Annotated in this window: 19 protein-coding genes and 1 pseudogene; 16 read left to right on the top strand and 4 right to left on the bottom strand. The window is 45.4% G+C overall.

From position 1 onward, the window contains the following. Nucleotides 1-13 precede the first annotated feature (13 nt). From JEZ96_RS10505 to JEZ96_RS10495, 3 genes and pseudogenes are all read right to left on the bottom strand, one after another. Nucleotides 14-1,024, bottom strand: coding sequence for a peptidoglycan binding protein CsiV (locus tag JEZ96_RS10505; RefSeq protein ID WP_011789180.1), 1,011 nt, complete (start codon nt 1,022-1,024; stop codon nt 14-16). Beyond that, nucleotides 1,024-4,512: pseudogene (mfd, locus tag JEZ96_RS10500) on the bottom strand (transcription-repair coupling factor). The gene JEZ96_RS10505 and the pseudogene mfd overlap by 1 nt, the downstream one beginning before the upstream one ends. Before the next feature lie 87 nt (nt 4,513-4,599). Continuing rightward, nucleotides 4,600-5,205: a hypothetical protein gene (locus JEZ96_RS10495; protein ID WP_128090075.1), complete on the bottom strand. Its 606-nt coding sequence runs from the start codon at nt 5,203-5,205 to the stop codon at nt 4,600-4,602. Nucleotides 5,206-5,299: 94 nt separating this feature from the next. Between JEZ96_RS10495 and JEZ96_RS10490 the strand changes: the two genes are divergently transcribed. The 3 genes from JEZ96_RS10490 to lolE all read left to right on the top strand — a co-directional run bounded on the left by JEZ96_RS10490 (nt 5,300) and on the right by lolE (nt 8,556). Then, nucleotides 5,300-6,532 (top strand): lipoprotein-releasing ABC transporter permease subunit, encoded by a 1,233-nt coding sequence (locus JEZ96_RS10490; RefSeq protein WP_061783301.1) that lies wholly within the window; start codon nt 5,300-5,302, stop codon nt 6,530-6,532. A gap of 81 nt (nt 6,533-6,613) precedes the next feature. Further along, nucleotides 6,614-7,309: a lipoprotein-releasing ABC transporter ATP-binding protein LolD gene (gene lolD / locus JEZ96_RS10485; protein WP_011919392.1), complete on the top strand. Its 696-nt coding sequence runs from the start codon at nt 6,614-6,616 to the stop codon at nt 7,307-7,309. Further along, nucleotides 7,306-8,556: a lipoprotein-releasing ABC transporter permease subunit LolE gene (lolE, locus tag JEZ96_RS10480; protein ID WP_061783300.1), complete on the top strand. Its 1,251-nt coding sequence runs from the start codon at nt 7,306-7,308 to the stop codon at nt 8,554-8,556. The genes lolD and lolE overlap by 4 nt, the downstream gene beginning before the upstream one ends. A gap of 103 nt (nt 8,557-8,659) precedes the next feature. On the opposite strand, the gene suhB is transcribed toward lolE, so the two are convergent. Beyond that, nucleotides 8,660-9,463: an inositol-1-monophosphatase gene (gene suhB, locus JEZ96_RS10475; protein ID WP_011789186.1), complete on the bottom strand. Its 804-nt coding sequence runs from the start codon at nt 9,461-9,463 to the stop codon at nt 8,660-8,662. Between the two features lie 153 nt (nt 9,464-9,616). Here suhB and trmJ point away from each other — a divergent pair, with 153 nt between their 5' ends. The 13 genes from trmJ (at nt 9,617) to ndk (ending at nt 19,244) form a co-directional block, all read left to right on the top strand. Next, nucleotides 9,617-10,342 (top strand): tRNA (cytosine(32)/uridine(32)-2'-O)-methyltransferase TrmJ, encoded by a 726-nt coding sequence (gene trmJ, locus JEZ96_RS10470; RefSeq protein ID WP_011789187.1) that lies wholly within the window; start codon nt 9,617-9,619, stop codon nt 10,340-10,342. A 41-nt stretch (nt 10,343-10,383) separates the two neighbouring features. Beyond that, a complete protein-coding gene (cysE, locus tag JEZ96_RS10465; protein WP_011789188.1) occupies nt 10,384-11,205 on the top strand; it encodes a serine O-acetyltransferase in 822 nt (273 codons plus the stop codon). 349 nt (nt 11,206-11,554) lie between these two features. Continuing rightward, entirely contained in the window at nt 11,555-12,016 is a 462-nt protein-coding gene (iscR, locus tag JEZ96_RS10460) for a Fe-S cluster assembly transcriptional regulator IscR (RefSeq protein WP_011072275.1), read from the top strand. A gap of 76 nt (nt 12,017-12,092) precedes the next feature. Continuing rightward, the gene (locus JEZ96_RS10455) at nt 12,093-13,307 is read left to right on the top strand and encodes an IscS subfamily cysteine desulfurase (RefSeq protein ID WP_011789189.1); all 1,215 of its coding nucleotides are present in this window, start codon (nt 12,093-12,095) and stop codon (nt 13,305-13,307) included. A gap of 38 nt (nt 13,308-13,345) precedes the next feature. Further along, nucleotides 13,346-13,729, top strand: coding sequence for a Fe-S cluster assembly scaffold IscU (gene iscU, locus JEZ96_RS10450; protein WP_011789190.1), 384 nt, complete (start codon nt 13,346-13,348; stop codon nt 13,727-13,729). Nucleotides 13,730-13,743: 14 nt separating this feature from the next. Continuing rightward, entirely contained in the window at nt 13,744-14,067 is a 324-nt protein-coding gene (gene iscA, locus JEZ96_RS10445; RefSeq protein WP_011789191.1) for an iron-sulfur cluster assembly protein IscA, read from the top strand. A 16-nt stretch (nt 14,068-14,083) separates the two neighbouring features. Beyond that, nucleotides 14,084-14,608, top strand: coding sequence for a co-chaperone HscB (hscB, locus tag JEZ96_RS10440; RefSeq protein WP_025007715.1), 525 nt, complete (start codon nt 14,084-14,086; stop codon nt 14,606-14,608). A gap of 67 nt (nt 14,609-14,675) precedes the next feature. Continuing rightward, the gene (gene hscA / locus JEZ96_RS10435; RefSeq protein WP_061783299.1) at nt 14,676-16,538 is read left to right on the top strand and encodes a Fe-S protein assembly chaperone HscA; all 1,863 of its coding nucleotides are present in this window, start codon (nt 14,676-14,678) and stop codon (nt 16,536-16,538) included. An 8-nt stretch (nt 16,539-16,546) separates the two neighbouring features. Then, complete coding sequence (fdx, locus tag JEZ96_RS10430) at nt 16,547-16,885, top strand: ISC system 2Fe-2S type ferredoxin (protein WP_011789194.1); 339 nt, start codon at nt 16,547-16,549, stop codon at nt 16,883-16,885. Between the two features lie 158 nt (nt 16,886-17,043). Beyond that, nucleotides 17,044-17,949, top strand: coding sequence for a 30S ribosomal protein S6--L-glutamate ligase (gene rimK / locus JEZ96_RS10425; RefSeq protein ID WP_011789195.1), 906 nt, complete (start codon nt 17,044-17,046; stop codon nt 17,947-17,949). A 70-nt stretch (nt 17,950-18,019) separates the two neighbouring features. Further along, nucleotides 18,020-18,217, top strand: coding sequence for a Fe-S cluster assembly protein IscX (gene iscX, locus JEZ96_RS10420; RefSeq protein WP_011789196.1), 198 nt, complete (start codon nt 18,020-18,022; stop codon nt 18,215-18,217). 230 nt (nt 18,218-18,447) lie between these two features. Then, the gene (locus tag JEZ96_RS10415) at nt 18,448-18,615 is read left to right on the top strand and encodes a hypothetical protein (RefSeq protein ID WP_014610490.1); all 168 of its coding nucleotides are present in this window, start codon (nt 18,448-18,450) and stop codon (nt 18,613-18,615) included. A 197-nt stretch (nt 18,616-18,812) separates the two neighbouring features. Next, the gene (gene ndk, locus JEZ96_RS10410; protein WP_011789197.1) at nt 18,813-19,244 is read left to right on the top strand and encodes a nucleoside-diphosphate kinase; all 432 of its coding nucleotides are present in this window, start codon (nt 18,813-18,815) and stop codon (nt 19,242-19,244) included. Nucleotides 19,245-19,310: the final 66 nt, after the last annotated feature.

Genomic DNA, 19,310 nt, shown 5'->3' with positions numbered 1-19,310 from the left:
TGTACGAGCTTGCTTAATATTGTCCAACCGTTTGTATCGATTCGGCATTTTGGTTTTGTTGTTGGGCACTTGGTTGTGCCATCTTACGTATTTGGATCACCATACCCATTTCGGGATGATCTAAATAATGGATTTCTTCACTTTTGATTCGGCGATTTTGCTCAAGTGGAATTGCCATTAAATAAGGTGTCATTACCTTAGGGGCCGTAAGTGAAGCTGACGTACTGACATTCGCATCGTCCGTCGGCGCGGGTAACATTTTTCTACCTTCTTTACGTAAATTTAATGCCGTTTCAATATACAAATAGTGGTTAAGATAGATATTTAATGTGCCATCAAGTTCCCATACAGGGGAAATTGCCGGTGCTGACACTGTGCTGCCATTGGTATTCGATATGGACTCATTGAGAGCCTGTTGCACTATTTTTCGGCCGTCAAAATGGTAGGTTCCTGAAAAATCTTTGCCCGCAAATAAACGGATAGGCACTGAGCCATTCTTAGTACGCATCGGTTGCTGCCATGTCATATGTAATAGGCTGCGATTTCCCCGCTCCCTTGATAAGCTATTAATAATACTTGAAAACTTACCTTGGCTCGTCGAGAGTAATATAGGTTCTCCCTTTGCAGAGCCATATTGAGTTCCATTGCTACCAATTTGGGCGGGTATCACGGAGGGATAACGGTATTCTACTCTATCTGACATATTGGCTAAGGGATCGATGCTTGAGGTGCCATCTGTGTTGAGGTTTTCAGCACAGTGACTATTGGCCTCAGCATCAAATACTAAAGTACAAGGTGCTGACTCCGTGGCCATTGGTGTCACCGCTTGGCCGACAACGGGTGAGATTAAGTCAATGACTCGATTCGTCTTAGTGGCTATGGGAGTATCTGGCCATTGCTCGGTTGATTGGCTTTTGCGTTCGAAGATATAGACTTCCACTTCAAACCAAGCCTCAGCGCGGGCTAACTGGCTATGCGATAGTGCAATGAGGGTGGCGATAGAGACCGCGAGTTGACGTAACACTATTTATCTCCAAGACGATGTTGCGATAATTGTTCAAGCAAGAGTTTGACTACATCGAGTCTATCTTTGGCTGTTTCAGCAGTAAGACTGAACTTTAACTTATTCGGCCCTTCCATTCGATAGATTTGTGGCTGGCTTTGGAGTAATCCAATAATAAAACCCGGATCTATCACATGATCATGGCTAAATTCGATACTGCCGCCTTTGGCGTGTACTTCAATTTTAGTCGCCCCTAGGCGAGTTGCTTGATGTTTATAGAGCGTCATTTCCATGAGGTTTTTAGTTGCCTCTGGCAGTAAGCCAAAGCGATCAATTAATTCGACTTTTAATTCATCGAGTGCCTCTTGGGTTTCGCAGCCTGCAATGCGTTTATATAAGGATAGGCGAATATTTACGTCGCTCACATAGGCCTCAGGCAATAGCGCTGGGATCCTCAGTTCGATTTCACATTGCTGGTTGAGCATTTGCGCAAGCGATGGCTCTTTGCCTTGTTTAAGCGCTTTTACCGCCGACTCGAGCATTTCCATGTAAAGGCTAAAACCAATTTTGGAAATATGGCCGCTTTGCTCGTCCCCAAGGAGTTCTCCCGCACCGCGGATCTCTAAATCTTGGGTTGCGAGCATAAATCCAGCACCAAGATCTTCTAGTGCATCAATGGCTTCAAGGCGTTTACGGGCATCACTTGTCATGCGTTTGGGGTGTGGTGTCATCAAATAAGCATAGGCTTGATGATGTGAGCGGCCTACACGACCACGCAGTTGGTGTAATTGTGCCAGACCAAAGGTATCAGCGCGCTCGATGATAATGGTATTTGCGCTGGGGACGTCAATCCCAGTTTCGATAATAGTAGTGCAGACTAACACGTTGAATCTTTGATGATAAAAGTCTGACATTACACGCTCAAGATCCCGTTCACGCATTTGACCATGGGCGACGACAACGCGAGCTTCAGGCACTAAGTCGATAATCCCTTGGGCACATTTTTCAATGCTTTCGACATTGTTATGCAGATAATAGACTTGGCCACCACGCAGAATTTCCCGCAGAATGGCTTCGCGCACGGTTGCGGGATCGGATTCGCGTACAAAGGTTTTTACGGCTAAGCGTTTAGCGGGTGGGGTGGCGATAATAGATAAATCACGCATGCCCGACATGGCCATATTTAAGGTTCGCGGAATGGGGGTTGCTGTGAGGGTTAAAATATCCACATTGGCCCGCAGCGCCTTAATTTTTTCTTTTTGGCGTACACCGAATCTGTGTTCTTCATCAATGATCAGTAAGCCGAGATTTTCAAATTTAGCTTCAGATTGCAGTAACTTATGGGTGCCGATAACGATATCGACTTTACCTTCTTCCAGCTGCTTGAGCACTTGGGTTTGTTCTTTTGCCGTTCTAAATCGCGACATCACCTCTGTGACAACGGGTCAATCGGCGAATCTATCCTTAAAGTTTTCATAGTGTTGCTGGGCAAGCAGTGTGGTGGGCACCAGTACAACTACTTGTTTACCTGCGTTGACGGCCACAAAGGCCGCGCGCATTGCGACTTCCGTTTTACCAAAGCCCACGTCACCACATACAAGTCTGTCCATGGCAATTGGGGAACGCATGTCTGCTAATACGGCATGGATAGCACTTTCTTGATCGACGGTTTCTTCAAAGGGGAACCCTTGGGCAAATTGGGCATATTCCTCTTCGTCAATCTGGCAACTTTCGCCGGGACGCGCTTGGCGACGGGCGTAAACATCAAGCAGTTCGGCTGCCACATCGCGGATTTTCTCTATGGCTTTGTTCTTGGCTTTAGCCCACGTCTCGTTGCCAAGTTTATTGAGATGGGCGTCTTCATCTGCACCAACACTGTAACGGCTGATCAGGTGTAAGTTCGATACGGGTACATAGAGTTTATCGCCACCGGCGTATTCTAATTGCAGGTATTCGGCTACTAAACCGCCCGTGTCTAGGGTCACTAAGCCTTGGTATAGTGCCACGCCGTGTTCGAGGTGCACTATGGGTTGACCGACTTTTAGTTCGGCTAAGTTTTTAATCAGTGCATCATTGCTGATCTGGCGCTGTTTTTCCCGGCGCCGCTGCTGGGAGATACGGTGACCAAAAAGTTCTGTCTCACAAATAATGCTCACGGCATCTTTTGGACTGAGCTTAAGTAAACAGCCGCGTGACAGTGGCGAAACGATAAGCCCCAGTTTGGCATCACTTTGAATAAATTCATCAAAATGGCTGAATAATGCGGGTTTAAGTTGGATTTTACTTAAGAGTTCAAGCAGGGCTTCGCGCCGTCCTTCAGACTCGGCGCTAAATAGCATCCGCGGTGCATTTTGGGCGTAATCTTGTAATGCGAGTAATGGCTGCTTTAATTTGTGATTCGCACTGATATCGGGAAGTTGATTAGCATCGATAACTGTGGCTTTACCTGTCTCTGCCGACTCGGTAGTGGGCGAAATAAACTGATAGCGCGGCAGTGGTTTAAATGCCGCAAATAGCTCTTCAATCAGTAAATACAGTTCTTTAGGCGCGAGCAGTGGCCGCAGTGGATCGACACGTCTGTCTTGGTAGCGGGTTTCGACTTCCTGTAAATGGGCTCGGGCGGATTTTTCAATATCCCCAAGGGTGACAAGTTGAGTCTCCTTGGGTAAGTAATCAAATAGGGTGGCGACTTCATCAAAAAACAGTGGCAGGTAATTTTCAATCCCTGCGGGCATTTGATTACGACTCACCAATTGGTAAACCGATTCAGGCTCTTTGACTATCACTTCAAAACGGCGGCGGTATCTTTGTCTAAATCCTTCAATGGCGGCGCTGTCGGTCGGAAACTCCTTTGCCGGTAATAGTCGAATGGACTCAACAGGATGTAACGAACGCTGGGTTTCAGGGTCGAAATGGCGAATGGTCTCAACTTCATCATCGAATAGCTCGATGCGCAGCGGCATATTAACGCCCGTGGGGAAAATATCCAAAATCGAACCACGGATAGCAAACTCGCCATGTTCATACACTTGCTCCACCAAGTGGTAACCTGTATCAGTTAAATGTTGGCGTACATTGTGTAATTGATATCTATCGCCCTTTTTAAGTACAAAAACGTTGGCGCTTAAATAGGCTTTAGGTGGCAGGCGCATCATCAAAGTGGTGACGGGGACGATAACCACACTGTGTTCGGTTTGGGATATTTGTGACAGGGTTTCTAGGCGTTGAGAGATCAGATCCTGATGGGGCGAGAAACTGTCATAGGGCAAGGTCTCACGATCTGGGAATAGCCGAACCTTGATATCACATTTACCGAGTAAATAGGTGAGCTCTAACTCTAAGCTTAAGGCGCTAGGCGTGTCGCTGGTGACAAGCAGTGTTGTCCCTGGATGTTGGCGCACTAAGCTGGCGAGTGTGACCGCTTGGCAAACACCACCGAGTGCGGATAGGGTTTGCATTTGAGTACCATTTTTGACGACTGGTGGCGTTAGGGCTGAAAAGTGAGTCATTGGCGTGGAATATAAACTGATTCATTCACAAAGAGTTGCAGACATTGTAGAGACTTGCAGGCGCAGGTGCCAGTGAAAAGTCAGCCATTATTGGTTTCCATCTCTGGCAAGTTTACGCAGTTTCAGTTGTTTTTGTTGTACGTTAAGGCTGGCTTTTACCAATTGTTCGATATCGGATTCAAGAATTTGGCTAAATTCAAGATCGATAAAATATTGCTCGGCAGTGGGATCGCCATCGTTTTGAACCCTTGTATCAGGGTTACTTGCGACTACCTTCGCGAAACATAAAATGGCGACCAATCCATCGTGGATAAAAAGCGTCGTTTTATACTGGGCGCCAAGGGGGAGTGGGCTGGCGCTTATCAGCCGAATACTGCTACCACCAAATTGACAGCCCTGGAATTTATCGCCTTCTTGGGTTTCTTTTTCTAGTACATGTTGCAGTACTAAATCGACTTTGCGGGATTGTAGTTTGAGAAAGTCGACAACGGCCTTAGCTTCATTATCTATATGCCGCAGTTGCAGTAGGCAGTTTGCCTCGAGTTCTTTGACTTCACTGAGTAGCTGTATCCCCAATGATTGCATTGATCTTAATGCTATTTCACTGGGTACTGGCTGACTCTGCGGCCATGCACTTAGGTAAGCTGTGAAGGGGTGAGGCACACTAAAATACGGATTGGAGTCAGTGAACAAGGCTTGCCTCTTTATTTATAGGACCTAAACCCCTATTATCGTGCCCATCTTCATGATTTAGCAAGTTCAGCACACAGGACGCAGCCCCCTTTCAATGAATTTAGGAATTCCTTTCTACGTTGGTTACCGCTACTGGCGGGCCAGAAAAGCAAACGCGTTTGCCTCGTTTATTACTTTATTTGCAGTGTCGGGCATTTTTTTAGGCGTTGCCGCCTTAATTGTGGTCAGTTCTGTGATGAATGGTCTCGAAGGTCAACTTAAACAACGCATCCTTGGCGCAGTGCCGCAGCTCACGGTTTATACCAGTGCGCCCTTAAACAATTGGACTGAACAGGCTAATGCTCTTAAGGGTTTACCCGGTGTGCAAGGTGTCACACCCAGTGTTTCAACCCAAGCTATGGTGCAATCGGCGGCTAATATTCGCGCCGTGCAAGTGTTTGGGGTATTTCCCGAGCTTGCCGCAAAGCTTTCGGTTATTGCACAGCACACCTATTCAGGTGCATTTGATGAACTAATCAGTGGTCAATATAAGGTCATTTTGGGCTCCGAGTTGGCGCGCCAACTTAAAGTGAATCCAGGTGATACGGTTCGATTATTAAGTGGTGATGGGGTGGTGTATTCGCCCTTTGGACCAGTACCTAGCCAACGTAAGTTTTTGGTTTCGGGCATATTTGAAATGGGCTCTCAAGTCGATGCGGGTGTTGCTTATATTCACTATCAAGATGCCAAGCGGTTAATGCGCCAGCCTAGCGAAGCAATCGATCAACTTAGGCTTTATCTTGATGATCCCTTCAGCGCACCCGCGTTAGCGCCTAAGGTGCAAGATATCTTACTCAAACAAAATATCGAGGCAACAACCAGCGATTGGCGCGATACCTACGGGCACTTATTTGGCGCAGTGAAAATGGAAAAAAACATGATGTCACTGATGCTCAGTCTGATTGTTGCCGTGGCAGCCTTTAACATTGTTTCTGCATTAGTGATGATGGTGGTGGATAAAACCACGGATGTGGCGGTGCTGAAAACCCAAGGTCTAACTACACCCGCTGTTATGGGCATATTTGTTGTGCAAGGTTCGCTCAACGCCATATTAGGTTTAGTGCTGGGGTTAGGGGTTGGCATTCTCCTCACGCTTAATTTGAATGGGATTATGTCTACCCTTGGCATTTCTATTTTAGGTGCTGGACAAGTGCTACCCGTCAAACTTGAGTTGACGCAACTGTTCGTTATTGTGGTGGGTACTTTACTCGTGACGTTACTCGCGACCTTATATCCCGCATTGCGTGCAGCCAGAGTGCAACCTGCTACTGCACTAAGATATGAATAATCGGAAGTTGATACGAATAATCAAGTGTTGGCTTAGGTAAATGGCCAAACCTATAACAAGTATTTTATAGAGAGAACCTCAATGCAAGACGTGTTACTGCAAGTGCAGAATGTCAGTAAGAGTTACCATGATGGTGCGGTGACTACGCAAGTATTGTCCAATGTGGATCTGCAGGTCTTTAAAGGCGAACAGTTAGCCATTGTCGGTAGCTCTGGTTCGGGTAAGAGTACCTTATTGCATATTATGGGCACTTTGGATGAGCCAACGGCGGGTAAAGTTTTGCTGTTAGGCGAAGATTTATATCAAGTATCCAGTGCTCGCCAAGCGCAGATCCGCAATCAAGATTTAGGCTTTATTTATCAATTTCACCATTTATTGCCTGAATTTACTGCGCTAGAAAATGTGGCAATGCCCGCATTTATTCAAGGGAAAGATCGTAAGCAAGCGATTGCCGATGCAAAACTGCTACTTGAGCGGGTGGGGCTGGGTCACCGCATAACGCATATTCCCGCCGAATTATCGGGCGGCGAACGTCAACGAGTAGCCATTGCGCGGGCGTTAATCAATCAACCTAAATTGGTGCTCGCCGATGAACCAACGGGCAATCTTGATGCAAATAGTGGTGATGCCGTATATGAGCTTATTCGCGAGTTAGCAAATCAACTCGGTACAGCCTTTGTGGTGGTAACCCATGATCATAAATTAGCCGCGCGTATGGATAGGCAATTGATGATGAAAAACGGTTACTTGCAAGTCGCGGCGGAAACCCAAGTATGAAAGGACCGTTAGCGTTATCTATCGGCTGGCGTTTTTACCGCGCTCGCCAATCAAACAGTTTTATTAGCTTTATCTCTTTTGCATCCACCGCCGGCATTGCCTTGGGCGTTGCGGTATTGATCGTGGTGTTGTCGGCCATGAATGGTTTTGAACGTGAGCTTGAGCAACGACTCCTTGGCGTTATCCCTCAAGCCGATATTGTTGGGGTTAACGAGCCCATTGTCGATTGGCAGAGCGTTGCAGAGGGCGCCCTGCAAATTGAGGGGATTCGTGGTGCGGCGCCCTTTATTCGCATGCAAGGATTAGTGCAAAAGCCTGGCGGATTTCAAGGATTATCCGTGGTTGGAATTGCGCCTGAAGAAGAGACTAAAGTGTCCACACTAGCCCAGTTTATGAATGATGAAAGCTGGCAGAGCCTCGCGCAGGATGAGAATCATATTGTCCTTGGTAAAAGTTTACTGAAAAAGTTAGGACTTGAGATTGGCGATACGCTAGCGTTATATGTGCAGGATATGGACCCCGAAAATGCGGGCAGTCTACGTGCAGCGAAGAGTCATCGTTTTGTGGTCTCGGGCGTTTATGCCTTGGGGGGAGAGCTTGAACTGACGACGGCTTATATTCCAATGCGTTATGCTGCGCAGATCCTTAATATGCAGAATGGCGTGACAGGGGTGCGGATCAGTGTCGAGCAAGTATTTGATGCACCAGCCAAAGTCCGTGAACTTGGCTATGCGCAAAAACAATCGGTTTATATTAGTGATTGGACTCGAACCCAAGGGCATTTATATCAAGATATTCAACTGGTTCGCACCGTGATGTACTTGGTATTAGTGTTAGTGATTGGTGTTGCCTGTTTTAATATTGTCTCAACCCTCGTGATGGCGGTACGGGATAAAGCCTCTGAAATTGCGATTTTAATGACCATGGGGCTGAGCCGCTTAAGCATAATGGGCATTTTTATGGTGCAGGGCGCTCTAAATGGCCTATTAGGCTGCAGTTTAGGGGGAATTATTGGTATTAGTGTTGCACTTAATTTAAGTGAGATAGCCAGTGCTATTGAACAGTTATTGGGTATTGAGCTTTTATCGGCTGATGTGTATTTCGTTGACTTTTTGCCTTCAGAATTACATACCTCAGATGCCATCTTAGTGATTGCTATGGCATTTGTGATGAGTCTGATTGCAACGCTGTATCCAGCATGGAAGGCCAGTCAAATTGGACCTGCGCAAGCATTAGCGGGTAGGTAGTTGGCAGATATTGGCTTGATGAGAAACTAAACAAAAGCCCGTGATATTTTTAAATATCACGGGCTTTTTAATATGGGTTCTTGGGTGAATTATTGTGAATAAATTAACGCTTTAAGCCTTCATTCAATAAAGGACGCATGATTTTCACTAATTCTGTCGTCACTTTAGGTGAGCCAGCGACGATATTACCCGAAACCAAATAGTTATGGTTTCCCGTAAAATCAGTCACAGTACCGCCAGCTTCGCGGCAAATCAGATCGCCAGCAGCAATATCCCAAGGCTTTAAGCCTATTTCGAAGAAACCGTCCAAACGCCCCGCGGCAACATAGGCTAAATCTAATGCGGCGGAACCCGCGCGACGTAAGTCTGAACATTGACTGAAAACCTCACCGAAAATAGCCATATAAGTTTCGGTGTGTTGACGAGATTTGAATGGAAAACCAGTGCCAATCATGGTTGGCGCTAATTCATTCACATTAGTAACACGGATACGGAAATCGTTAAGTTTGGCGCCTTTACCACGGATAGCGGTAAAGAGTTCTTCGCGAACAGGATCATAAACGACGGCAACTTCAGTTTTACCTTTATGTTGCAGTGCAATAGAAACAGCGAAGTGGGGAATGCCTCGAATAAAGTTGTTAGTGCCATCCAGAGGATCAACTATCCAAATATAGTCTTTGTTACTACCACGGTTTTCGCCGTTCTCTTCACCCACAATCGTATGATCTGGGTAAGATTTACGAATTTGATACGTAATAGCCGCTTCTGCTTCCTTGTCTACACTGGTAACAAAATCATTGATACCTTTAGCACTGACTTCAACACGGTCAAGTTCAGTATAGGCGCGCATAATAGTTTGGCCGGCCGCGCGGGCAGCGCGTACAGCAATCGTCAGCATCGGATGCATTGCAATCCCCTGGATGTTAAAGAACGTTAAAATAGCGGGCGGCATTATACTCGATTTGATTGTTATATCAAATACCGATTTTCATATAAGCATTCGCCCGCGCCTGTGATAATATTCGCCCCCAGTGTTTTATGAATTAAATTAAGTTGTTTCATGCTAAGTAATATTCGTGTGGTTTTAGTGGGGACATCGCACCCCGGCAATATAGGTTCCACCGCCAGAGCGATGAAAACAATGGGTCTGTCTACGCTATATCTTGCCGAACCTCGCGTAGAACCCGATGGTCAATCTATTGCGCTTGCCGCGGGTGCTTCTGATATTTTGAAACACCTCGTTAAAGTCGACTCACTCGCCGAAGCCATTGCCGATTGTAGTCTGGTCATTGCCACCAGTGCGCGCAGCAGAACCTTAGATTGGCCTATGCTTGAACCACGCGAAGCAGGGCAGAAACTGGTTACAGAAAGCGTAACTGGCCCTGTTGCCATTGTTTTTGGCCGTGAAAATCATGGGCTCAGCAATGAAGAGTTGCAACAATGTACTTATCATGTGGCGATCCCTGCAAATCCTGAGTACAGCTCACTTAACCTCGCTCAAGCGGTACAAATTATTTGTTATGAAACCCGCGTTGCACACTTAGCTGGAATTGAATCTGCACAAGAGCCGACAGAATATCCATTGGCAGCCGATCAAGAGCGTTTTTTTGTACACCTTGAAAATACGTTATTTTCTACGGGCTTTATTATTAAAAACCACCCTGGACAAGTGATGACTAAATTGCGCCGTTTGTTCAGTCGTGCACGGATTGAAAGCCAGGAAATGAATATTCTTAGAGGGATCCTGACTTCCATCGATAAAGTGGTTAGCAATAAACAAAAATAGTTAACCCTACAATAGTCAAAAATAATCGCGAAGGATAAACAATGGGCGTGATAGCTAGGCTAAAAGAAGATATTGAATCTATTTATCACCGTGATCCAGCGGCGCGCAGTGCCTTTGAGATCTTGGTTAACTATCCAGGAATGCATGCTATTTGGTTGCACAGGATAAGCCATAAATTATGGAAGGCAGATTGGCGCTTGACAGCACGTTGTTTATCGACGTTTTCCCGTTGGCTGACGGGGGTTGAAATTCATCCCGGCGCAACCATAGGCCATCGGTTTTTTATCGATCATGGTATGGGGGTTGTGATCGGTGAAACCGCAGAGATTGGTGATGATTGTACTTTATACCATGGGGTAACCTTAGGGGGAACGACTTGGCAGGCAGGGAAACGTCATCCAACCTTAGCCAATAACGTAGTGGTCGGTGCAGGGGCTAAGATCCTTGGTCCTATTACTATGCATGATGGCGCACGCGTAGGCTCTAATTCAGTTGTTGTTAAAGATGTACCTAAGGATACCACAGTAGTCGGTATTCCTGGGCGCGTTGTCGCAACCCCTTCACCTCAATCGAAGGAAAAATCTGAACGCCGTAGTGCTATGGCAAAGAAATACGGTTTTGATGCCTATGCAGTTTCACCTGATAATCCTGATCCTGTCGCTAATGCCATAGGTCAAATGCTAGATCATATGCATTTAATGGATTCAAAAGTGCAAGAATTGTGTCAGGCAATACAACGTTTAGGTGGGGATGTTTGCACTGAAAAACTGCCAGAGCTTGATATGGGTGAGTTTAATGAGGCAGAAAAAGCAGCAGCGGATAAACGTCAAAGTTCATTAGAAGAGTTTGATCCTAGCATTTAAGCTTCGCTACAGATCGTGTTTGCCCAGAAGAAGTGCCAGTGCTGTTAATAAATCCACAGATTAGGGAATAGGTTTATATTTCACTCTCTTTGTGGTGTTTTGGAATAAGCAATCAGGTTTATCGCTAATGATAGTGCTTTAGATCGCGATCTAGGTCTCTTAAGGCTTATTTATTGCGGTTTTGGCATTGAATCTTCAGAGAGAAAAAGGTTAAATACCCCACCAAGATGACAGGGTATTGGTTTACAATATGACCTATTACCTGAGTGTTTTAGTAGGACTTATACTTGACTAATTTACTCAGGTATGTTGAAATGCTTTCCATACCTGTTCGGGAGCTATGGTAGCTATGAAACTTACATCTAAAGGTCGTTATGCAGTAACCGCTATGCTGGATGTGGCCATCCACTCAGCATCGGGGCCGGTTCCCTTAGCGGATATCTCTGAAAGACAAGGGATTTCGCTTTCTTATTTGGAACAACTCTTCGCAAAGTTACGTAAACATGGCTTAGTGGCCAGTGTCCGTGGTCCTGGTGGTGGTTACCGTTTAGGGCTAGAAGCCAACGATATTTCAGTGGGTATGGTTGTTCATGCCGTAGATGAGTCCGTTGATGCGACTCGTTGTCAAGGATTAGGCAATTGTCAGAGTGGAACTCGCTGCTTAACGCACTCGCTTTGGGGTGATCTAAGCAAACAAATTTCAGATTTTTTAGATGGTATCAGTCTTGCCGGCTTGATGCAGAAGCGCGATGTGCAATTTATCTCGCTTAAGCAAGACACTATGCAAAAGGAACAAAGAGTCATTTTATAGGCTCCTTGTTATACATAAAAATTATATTGTACGTTGTATGTAGCCTCGGCAGAGACTGCTAAGTACGGAGTGTGTTATGAAGCTTCCTATCTATTTAGATTATGCCGCCACCACGCCTGTCGATCCGAGAGTCGCGGAAAAGATGTTCCAATATATGACGATGGATGGCATCTTTGGCAACCCAGCCTCTCGTTCACATCGCTACGGCTGGCAAGCTGAAGAAGCGGTGGATATTGCTCGCAATCAAGTGGCTGATTTGATCAATGCCGATCACCGTGAAATTGTGTTTACCTCTGGCGCGACTGAGTCAAATAACTTAGCCATCAAAGGTGTTGCTCATTTCTATAACAAGAAAGGCAAGCATATCATTACCAGCAAGACTGAACACAAAGCTGTACTCGATACCTGCCGTCAACTAGAACGTGAAGGCTTTGAAGTCACCTATTTAGAGCCCGCATCTAACGGCATTATTCCGATGGAACGTTTAGAAGCTGCGATGCGTGACGACACTATTCTTGTTAGCATCATGCACGTCAACAATGAAATCGGTGTGATCCACGATATCGATGCAATCGGTGAGTTATGCCGCTCAAAAGGCATCATTTTCCATATGGATGCGGCACAAAGTGCAGGCAAATTGCCAATTGATGTGCAAGCCACAAAGGTCGATCTTATTTCAATCTCTGGTCATAAAATGTATGGCCCTAAAGGCATTGGTGCCCTTTATGTTCGCCGTAAACCTCGTATTCGCTTAGAAGCGCAAATGCATGGTGGTGGACACGAACGTGGTATGCGCAGTGGTACATTACCGACTCACCAAATAGTCGGTTTAGGTGAAGCTGCCGCGATCGCTAAAGCGGAAATGGCAACAGATAACGAACGTATTGGTCGTTTGCGCGATAAATTATGGAATGGCATCAAACATATTGAAGAGACGTATATTAACGGTGATCTAACTCAACGTTTTTGCGGTAGCCTCAATGTCAGCTTCAACTATGTTGAAGGTGAGTCTTTGATGATGGCCTTAAAAGATTTAGCTGTTTCATCGGGTTCGGCTTGTACTTCAGCCAGCCTTGAACCGAGCTACGTATTACGTGCACTGGGTTTAAATGATGAAATGGCACATAGCTCAATTCGTTTCTCCATTGGCCGTTTCACAACGGAAGAAGAAATCGACCATGCTATCGAAACTATTACACAATCTATTGATAAATTAAGAGAAATGTCCCCGTTATGGGAAATGTTTAAAGATGGTATCGACCTGAACCAAGTTCAGTGGGCACATCATTAGTTCTGACACTTAACAATAGATAATTTTGGAGTAATACCATGGCTTACAGTGAAAAAGTGATAGATCATTATGAGAACCCACGTAATGTAGGTTCCTTTGATAAAAACGATCCTTCGGTCGTGACCGGTATGGTAGGCGCGCCTGCTTGCGGTGACGTGATGAAACTTCAGTTGAAAATTGGTGCTGATGGCATCATTCAAGACGCTAAGTTCAAAACCTACGGTTGTGGTAGTGCCATTGCCTCTAGTTCACTGGTAACTGAGTGGGTCAAGGGTAAAACGATTGAACAAGCCGCAGCGATTAAAAATACTGATATCGCTGAGGAACTTGCGTTACCTCCAGTGAAAATTCACTGCTCAATTTTGGCAGAAGATGCCATTAAAGCCGCTATTGATGAGTATAAATCGAAGCAAGCTCAGTAGCTTCTGGAGTTAAGATGGCGATTACAATGACCCCAGCGGCAACAGAGCGAGTCAGATCTTTCTTAGCAAATAGAGGCAAAGGTATTGGCCTTCGCCTTGGCTTAAGAACTTCTGGTTGTTCTGGCATGGCTTATGTGCTTGAGTTTGTTGATACTTTGAATGATGACGATGAAGTGTTTGATATCGAAGATGTGAAAATCATTATAGATGCCAAAAGTCTTATCTATCTTCAAGGGATCGAGCTGGATTTTGTTAAAGAAGGGCTCAATGAAGGCTTCCAATTTAACAATCCTAACGCAAAAGGTGAGTGTGGTTGTGGTGAGAGTTTCACTGTTTAACCGCTAAAGTTGACGCATGAATTATTTCGAGCTGTTTAAATTTTCTCCTGCCTTCGATATAGACACCGCTGTGCTTGCAGAACGCTATCGCGAATTGCAGCGGGCGGTGCATCCCGATAAGTTTGCCCATGATACTGAGCAGCAGAAGTTGTTGTCTGTGCAGCGTACAGCACAAGTGAATGATGGTTATCAAACCTTAAAAGACCCCATTCGTCGTGCTGAGCATCTGTTGTCACTGCGCGGTATTGATCTAAGCCATGAAACGACCACAGTCAAAGATACTGTTTTTTTGATGCAGCAAATGGAGTGGCGTGAGGCTTTAGAAGATATCCGTCACAGCACTGATCCTCAAGAGAGTATTGATGAGTTATATCAATCCTTTGCCGAGTATCGTGCCAAACTTACTCATATGTTGACTGCACAACTTAACAGTAGCAAAGATGAAGATGCTTTGTTAGCGGCAGATCAAGTTCGCAAGCTCAAGTTTATGGCAAAATTGCATGATGAGCTGACAAGAATTGAAGATGCTCTGTTAGATTAATTTTCCGTGTTTATGTGATTCAGCCAACTTCATTTTTTTGGGGTTGGCGTTACTAAGTTGGATATATATGGCCCTTTTGCAGATAGCTGAGCCCGGTCAAAGTGCCGCGCCACACCAACATAGACTTGCCGTTGGTATCGATTTAGGTACGACCAATTCGTTGGTTGCAGCAGTTCGAAGTGGAGAAACGGCAACCTTGCCGGACGAAGATGGACAACATTCTTTACCCTCCATTGTCCGTTATACCCAAGACACTGTTGAAGTTGGTGCGCTTGCGGCATTAAGCTCAGCCCAAGATCCAAAGAACACGATAGTATCGGTAAAGCGTTTTATGGGGCGTAGTCTGACCGATATTCAAACGGGTGAACAGTCCTTTCCCTATGAGTTTGCCGAAAGTGAAAATGGGTTACCTTTATTTGTCACTCCCCAAGGCCTAGTCAATCCAGTGCAAGTCTCTGCTGAGATTTTGCGACCACTTATTGCCCGAGCAGAAAAAACCTTAGGCGGCGAACTCCAAGGTGTGGTAATCACAGTTCCCGCCTATTTCGATGATGCCCAACGTCAAGGCACTAAAGATGCTGCGGCATTGTTGGGTGTTAAAGTCTTGCGTTTGCTCAATGAGCCAACCGCAGCCGCGATTGCCTATGGTTTAGACTCTAAGCAAGAGGGTGTGATTGCCATTTTCGATTTAGGTGGTGGTACCTTTGATATTTCAGTTTTACGTTTAAATCGTGGCGTATTTGAAGTATTGGCAACAGGGGGAGATTCGGCTCTTGGTGGTGATGATTTCGATCATTTGCTACAGGAACATATGCAGCAAGTTTGGCAGCTTGGTGATATCGACTCACAATTAAGCCGTCAGTTGTTGATTGAATCGCGTCGAGTTAAAGAAGCCTTAACGGATGCTGCAGAAACTGAAGCGAAAGTGATCCTTGCCGATGGGACTGAACTGACGCAAATCGTTACTAAAGCTGAATTTGATGCCATGATTGCGGCATTAGTGAAAAAGACGATTGCCAGCTGTCGCCGTACACTACGTGATGCTGGCGTCACAGCAGAAGAAGTGCTTGCAACTGTCATGGTTGGCGGTTCAACGCGCGTGCCATTAGTGCGTGAACAGGTCGAAGCTTTTTTTGGCAAACCACCGTTGACATCTATCGATCCCGATCGTGTTGTCGCCATTGGCGCCGCAATTCAAGCCGACATTTTAGTGGGTAACAAACCCGAATCGGATTTGTTATTGCTCGATGTGATCCCTTTGTCGTTAGGCATAGAGACCATGGGCGGCTTAGTGGAAAAAGTGGTGTCGCGTAATACCACGATTCCGGTTGCACGGGCGCAGGAATTTACCACGTTTAAAGATGGTCAAACGGCCATGGCGTTCCATGTGGTGCAGGGGGAGCGTGAGCTGGTCGCTGATTGCCGTTCACTCGCGCGTTTTACCTTGAAAGGTATTCCGCCTTTAGCCGCAGGTGCTGCGCACATTCGGGTGACCTTCCAAGTGGATGCCGATGGTTTACTCAGTGTGACCGCGATGGAAAAATCCACAGGGGTGCAATCGAGCATTCAAGTAAAACCATCTTTTGGTTTATCAGATACTGAAATTGCGACTATGTTGAAAGATTCGATGAAGTACGCAAAAGATGATATAAGCCGCCGTATGCTTGCCGAGCAGCAAGTCGAAGCTGCAAGGGTGCTCGAATCTTTACATGCTGCGTTAGCGAAGGATGGCGATTTGCTAAATGATGATGAGCGTGGGCAGATCGATGCCACTATGGCCAATGTGGCGCAATTGGCCACGGGCGATGATGCCGAGGCAATTAAACAAGCGATTGAACGACTGGATGAGCAAACCCAAGATTTTGCCGCTAGACGTATGGACAACTCTATTCGAGTGGCATTTAAGGGCCAATCGATCGATAACATATAGGTGATGTGATGCCACAATTAGTTTTTCTTCCCCACGCAGAGCTGTGCCCTGATGGTGCTGTGCTTGAGGCAAATGTCGGTGAAACTATTCTTGATGTTGCGTTGCGTAACGGCATCAATATTGAGCATGCTTGCGAAAAGTCCTGTGCTTGCACAACATGTCACTGTATTGTGCGTGAAGGCTTTGATGAACTAGAGCCAAGTGATGAACTTGAAGATGATATGTTAGACAAAGCTTGGGGACTTGAGCCTGAGAGTCGCTTATCCTGTCAGGCTAAAGTGGTCGATAGTGATATGGTGATTGAGATCCCTAAGTACACGGTCAATATGGTGAGTGAAGGTAATTAGCCATCAAGCTGCGCCGCTTAAATAGTCAAAAACCAGTCCAAGCGACTGGTTTTTGACTTATGATGCTGAGCATTTGCTCAAGCAATAATAGCGATGATTGATTTATCCTTTAGCAGGCGTATTATGCGCTCAAAATTAAATGGTTGCCGGAGACCAGAATGAGAATCGCGATCCTATCGCAAGGGCCTGAGCTATATTCAACTAAGCGACTCGTTGAAGCGGCTCAACTACGTGGTCATGAAGTACACGTAATTAATCCCCTTGAATGTTATATGAATATCAACATGCGGCAATCGAGTATTCATATTGGTGGGAGAGAACTTCCTACGTTTGATGCAGTGATCCCCCGTATTGGCGCATCGATCACCTTTTATGGTTCGGCGGTGCTGCGTCAGTTTGAGATGATGGGGGTCTATGCTTTGAATGATTCCGTTGGCATCTCCCGTTCACGTGACAAATTACGTTCAATGCAGTTGATGTCACGTCGTGGAATTGGGTTACCAATTACAGGGTTTGCTAATAAACCCAGTGATATTCCTGACTTAATTGATATGGTGGGTGGTGCGCCTCTTGTTATCAAATTACTTGAAGGCACACAAGGAATTGGCGTGGTCTTAGCAGAAACCCGTAAAGCTGCCGAGAGTGTCATCGAAGCCTTTATGGGCCTTAAAGCCAATATCATGGTGCAAGAATATATTAAAGAAGCAAATGGCGCGGATATTCGTTGTTTTGTGCTTGGTGATAAAGTGATTGCCGCCATGAAGCGTCAAGCTATGCCAGGTGAGTTCCGCTCTAACTTGCACCGTGGTGGTACCGCAAGTTTAGTTAAACTTACGCCTGAAGAGCGCTCCGTTGCTATTCGTGCAGCTAAGACTATGGGACTGAATGTGGCAGGTGTTGATTTGCTACGCTCGAATCATGGCCCCGTCATAATGGAAGTGAATTCCTCCCCTGGGCTTGAAGGGATTGAAGGTGCCACCACTAAAGATGTGGCAGGTGCGATTATTGAATTTGTTGAAAAAAATGTGACTAAAGTGAAAAAGGTGACTCAGGCGCAAGGTTAAATAGTGTAGGTTGCGTCGCATTAAGGCTATCAGTTTTTTCGCTTCCCTATAAATGAATAAGGAGAAAGAGATGAGCTTAAAATGGACAGATTCCTTAGATATTGCATTAGAGTTACTCGAAAAACACTCAGATGTTGACCCTCACAAATTACATTTTACTGAGTTGTATGAATGGATCTTAGCCTTAGATGACTTTGATGATGAGCCTAAACATTGTAATGAACGTATTCTTGAAGCCATTCAGCAATGTTGGATTGAAGAGAAATAACTGATTTTTGGGTAGTTAAAAGCACAGATAACACCATTAATGTGAGTCATACTGTCTTTATTAATATTGGCTAAGGTGATTTGTCTCACGTTTTAGTGGTGGCATAGAGAATATTTTGTGGGAGTTTGATCGCAATCAAGTTCATTCTGGATGAATACCGTATCTTGTTATACATTGGTTAAGACATTTTGCTGGCTTAACTTTGGTATCGCAACTGCAAGGATGTTCACATGAAACTTTTGCTTGTTTTGTTATCTATACTCGTTCCTTCAATGGCTTGGGCTCATCCAGGGCATGGCGGTGTTGGTCTATTCCATCACCTATTAGATCTTGCCCCTGCAATTATCCTTGTGGCTTTGATTGCATGGGCGGGGATTTGGGCTAAAAATCGAAAATAATCCCATATTCATAATTGATTGGCCCCACTCGGATTTTTGATCCTAGTGGGGCATTTTGTATGGTCAAACTGTTTACGAATAAAGCTACTGTGCGCAATATCTCAGGCTAATTGGCTATAAAGATAGGATTTGGCTTTTAAATTTCGTATAATCCGCGCGAATTTTTTCAAACTTGCTGACAAAGGAAGCTCGTTATTATGGCGATCGAACGCACATTTTCTATTATCAAACCAGATGCTGTTGCAAAAAACCACATCGGTGCTATCTACAATCGTTTTGAAACTGCAGGTCTTAAGATCGTTGCAGCTAAAATGTTACACCTGACTAAAGAACAAGCTGAAGGTTTCTATGCAGAGCATAGCGAACGCGGTTTCTTTGGTGCTCTGGTTGCATTTATGACTTCTGGCCCAATTATGGTCCAAGTATTAGAAGGCGAAAACGCTGTTTTAGCTCACCGTGAAATTTTAGGTGCAACTAACCCAGCTCAAGCTGCTCCTGGTACTATCCGTGCTGATTTCGCTGAAAGCATCGACGAAAACGCTGCACACGGTTCAGACGCTGTTGAATCTGCTGCTCGTGAAATTGCTTACTTCTTCAGTGCTGAAGAACTGTGTCCACGTACTCGTTAATCTGAGTGCAAGACCGAAGAAGGGAGCCTGATGGCTCCTTTTTTATTGGAAAATTTTTTTAAATTT

Origin of the sequence: Shewanella putrefaciens, assembly GCF_016406325.1 — a bacterium.
Taxonomy (GTDB): domain Bacteria; phylum Pseudomonadota; class Gammaproteobacteria; order Enterobacterales; family Shewanellaceae; genus Shewanella; species Shewanella putrefaciens.
This window is presented reverse-complemented; position numbering and strand designations above follow the sequence as displayed.

Bases quoted from the DNA above. Each gene is read 5' to 3' on its own strand.
- JEZ96_RS10490 (WP_061783301.1), top strand. From the start codon at position 5,300: ATGAATTTAGGAATTCCTTTCTACGTTGGTTACCGCTACTGGCGGGCC.
- lolD (WP_011919392.1), top strand. From the start codon at position 6,614: ATGCAAGACGTGTTACTGCAAGTGCAGAATGTCAGTAAGAGTTACCAT.
- lolE (WP_061783300.1), top strand. From the start codon at position 7,306: ATGAAAGGACCGTTAGCGTTATCTATCGGCTGGCGTTTTTACCGCGCT.
- suhB (WP_011789186.1), bottom strand. From the start codon at position 9,463: ATGCATCCGATGCTGACGATTGCTGTACGCGCTGCCCGCGCGGCCGGC.
- trmJ (WP_011789187.1), top strand. From the start codon at position 9,617: ATGCTAAGTAATATTCGTGTGGTTTTAGTGGGGACATCGCACCCCGGC.
- cysE (WP_011789188.1), top strand. From the start codon at position 10,384: ATGGGCGTGATAGCTAGGCTAAAAGAAGATATTGAATCTATTTATCAC.
- iscR (WP_011072275.1), top strand. From the start codon at position 11,555: ATGAAACTTACATCTAAAGGTCGTTATGCAGTAACCGCTATGCTGGAT.
- JEZ96_RS10455 (WP_011789189.1), top strand. From the start codon at position 12,093: ATGAAGCTTCCTATCTATTTAGATTATGCCGCCACCACGCCTGTCGAT.
- iscU (WP_011789190.1), top strand. From the start codon at position 13,346: ATGGCTTACAGTGAAAAAGTGATAGATCATTATGAGAACCCACGTAAT.
- iscA (WP_011789191.1), top strand. From the start codon at position 13,744: ATGGCGATTACAATGACCCCAGCGGCAACAGAGCGAGTCAGATCTTTC.
- hscB (WP_025007715.1), top strand. From the start codon at position 14,084: ATGAATTATTTCGAGCTGTTTAAATTTTCTCCTGCCTTCGATATAGAC.
- hscA (WP_061783299.1), top strand. From the start codon at position 14,676: ATGGCCCTTTTGCAGATAGCTGAGCCCGGTCAAAGTGCCGCGCCACAC.
- fdx (WP_011789194.1), top strand. From the start codon at position 16,547: ATGCCACAATTAGTTTTTCTTCCCCACGCAGAGCTGTGCCCTGATGGT.
- rimK (WP_011789195.1), top strand. From the start codon at position 17,044: ATGAGAATCGCGATCCTATCGCAAGGGCCTGAGCTATATTCAACTAAG.
- iscX (WP_011789196.1), top strand. From the start codon at position 18,020: ATGAGCTTAAAATGGACAGATTCCTTAGATATTGCATTAGAGTTACTC.
- JEZ96_RS10415 (WP_014610490.1), top strand. From the start codon at position 18,448: ATGAAACTTTTGCTTGTTTTGTTATCTATACTCGTTCCTTCAATGGCT.
- ndk (WP_011789197.1), top strand. From the start codon at position 18,813: ATGGCGATCGAACGCACATTTTCTATTATCAAACCAGATGCTGTTGCA.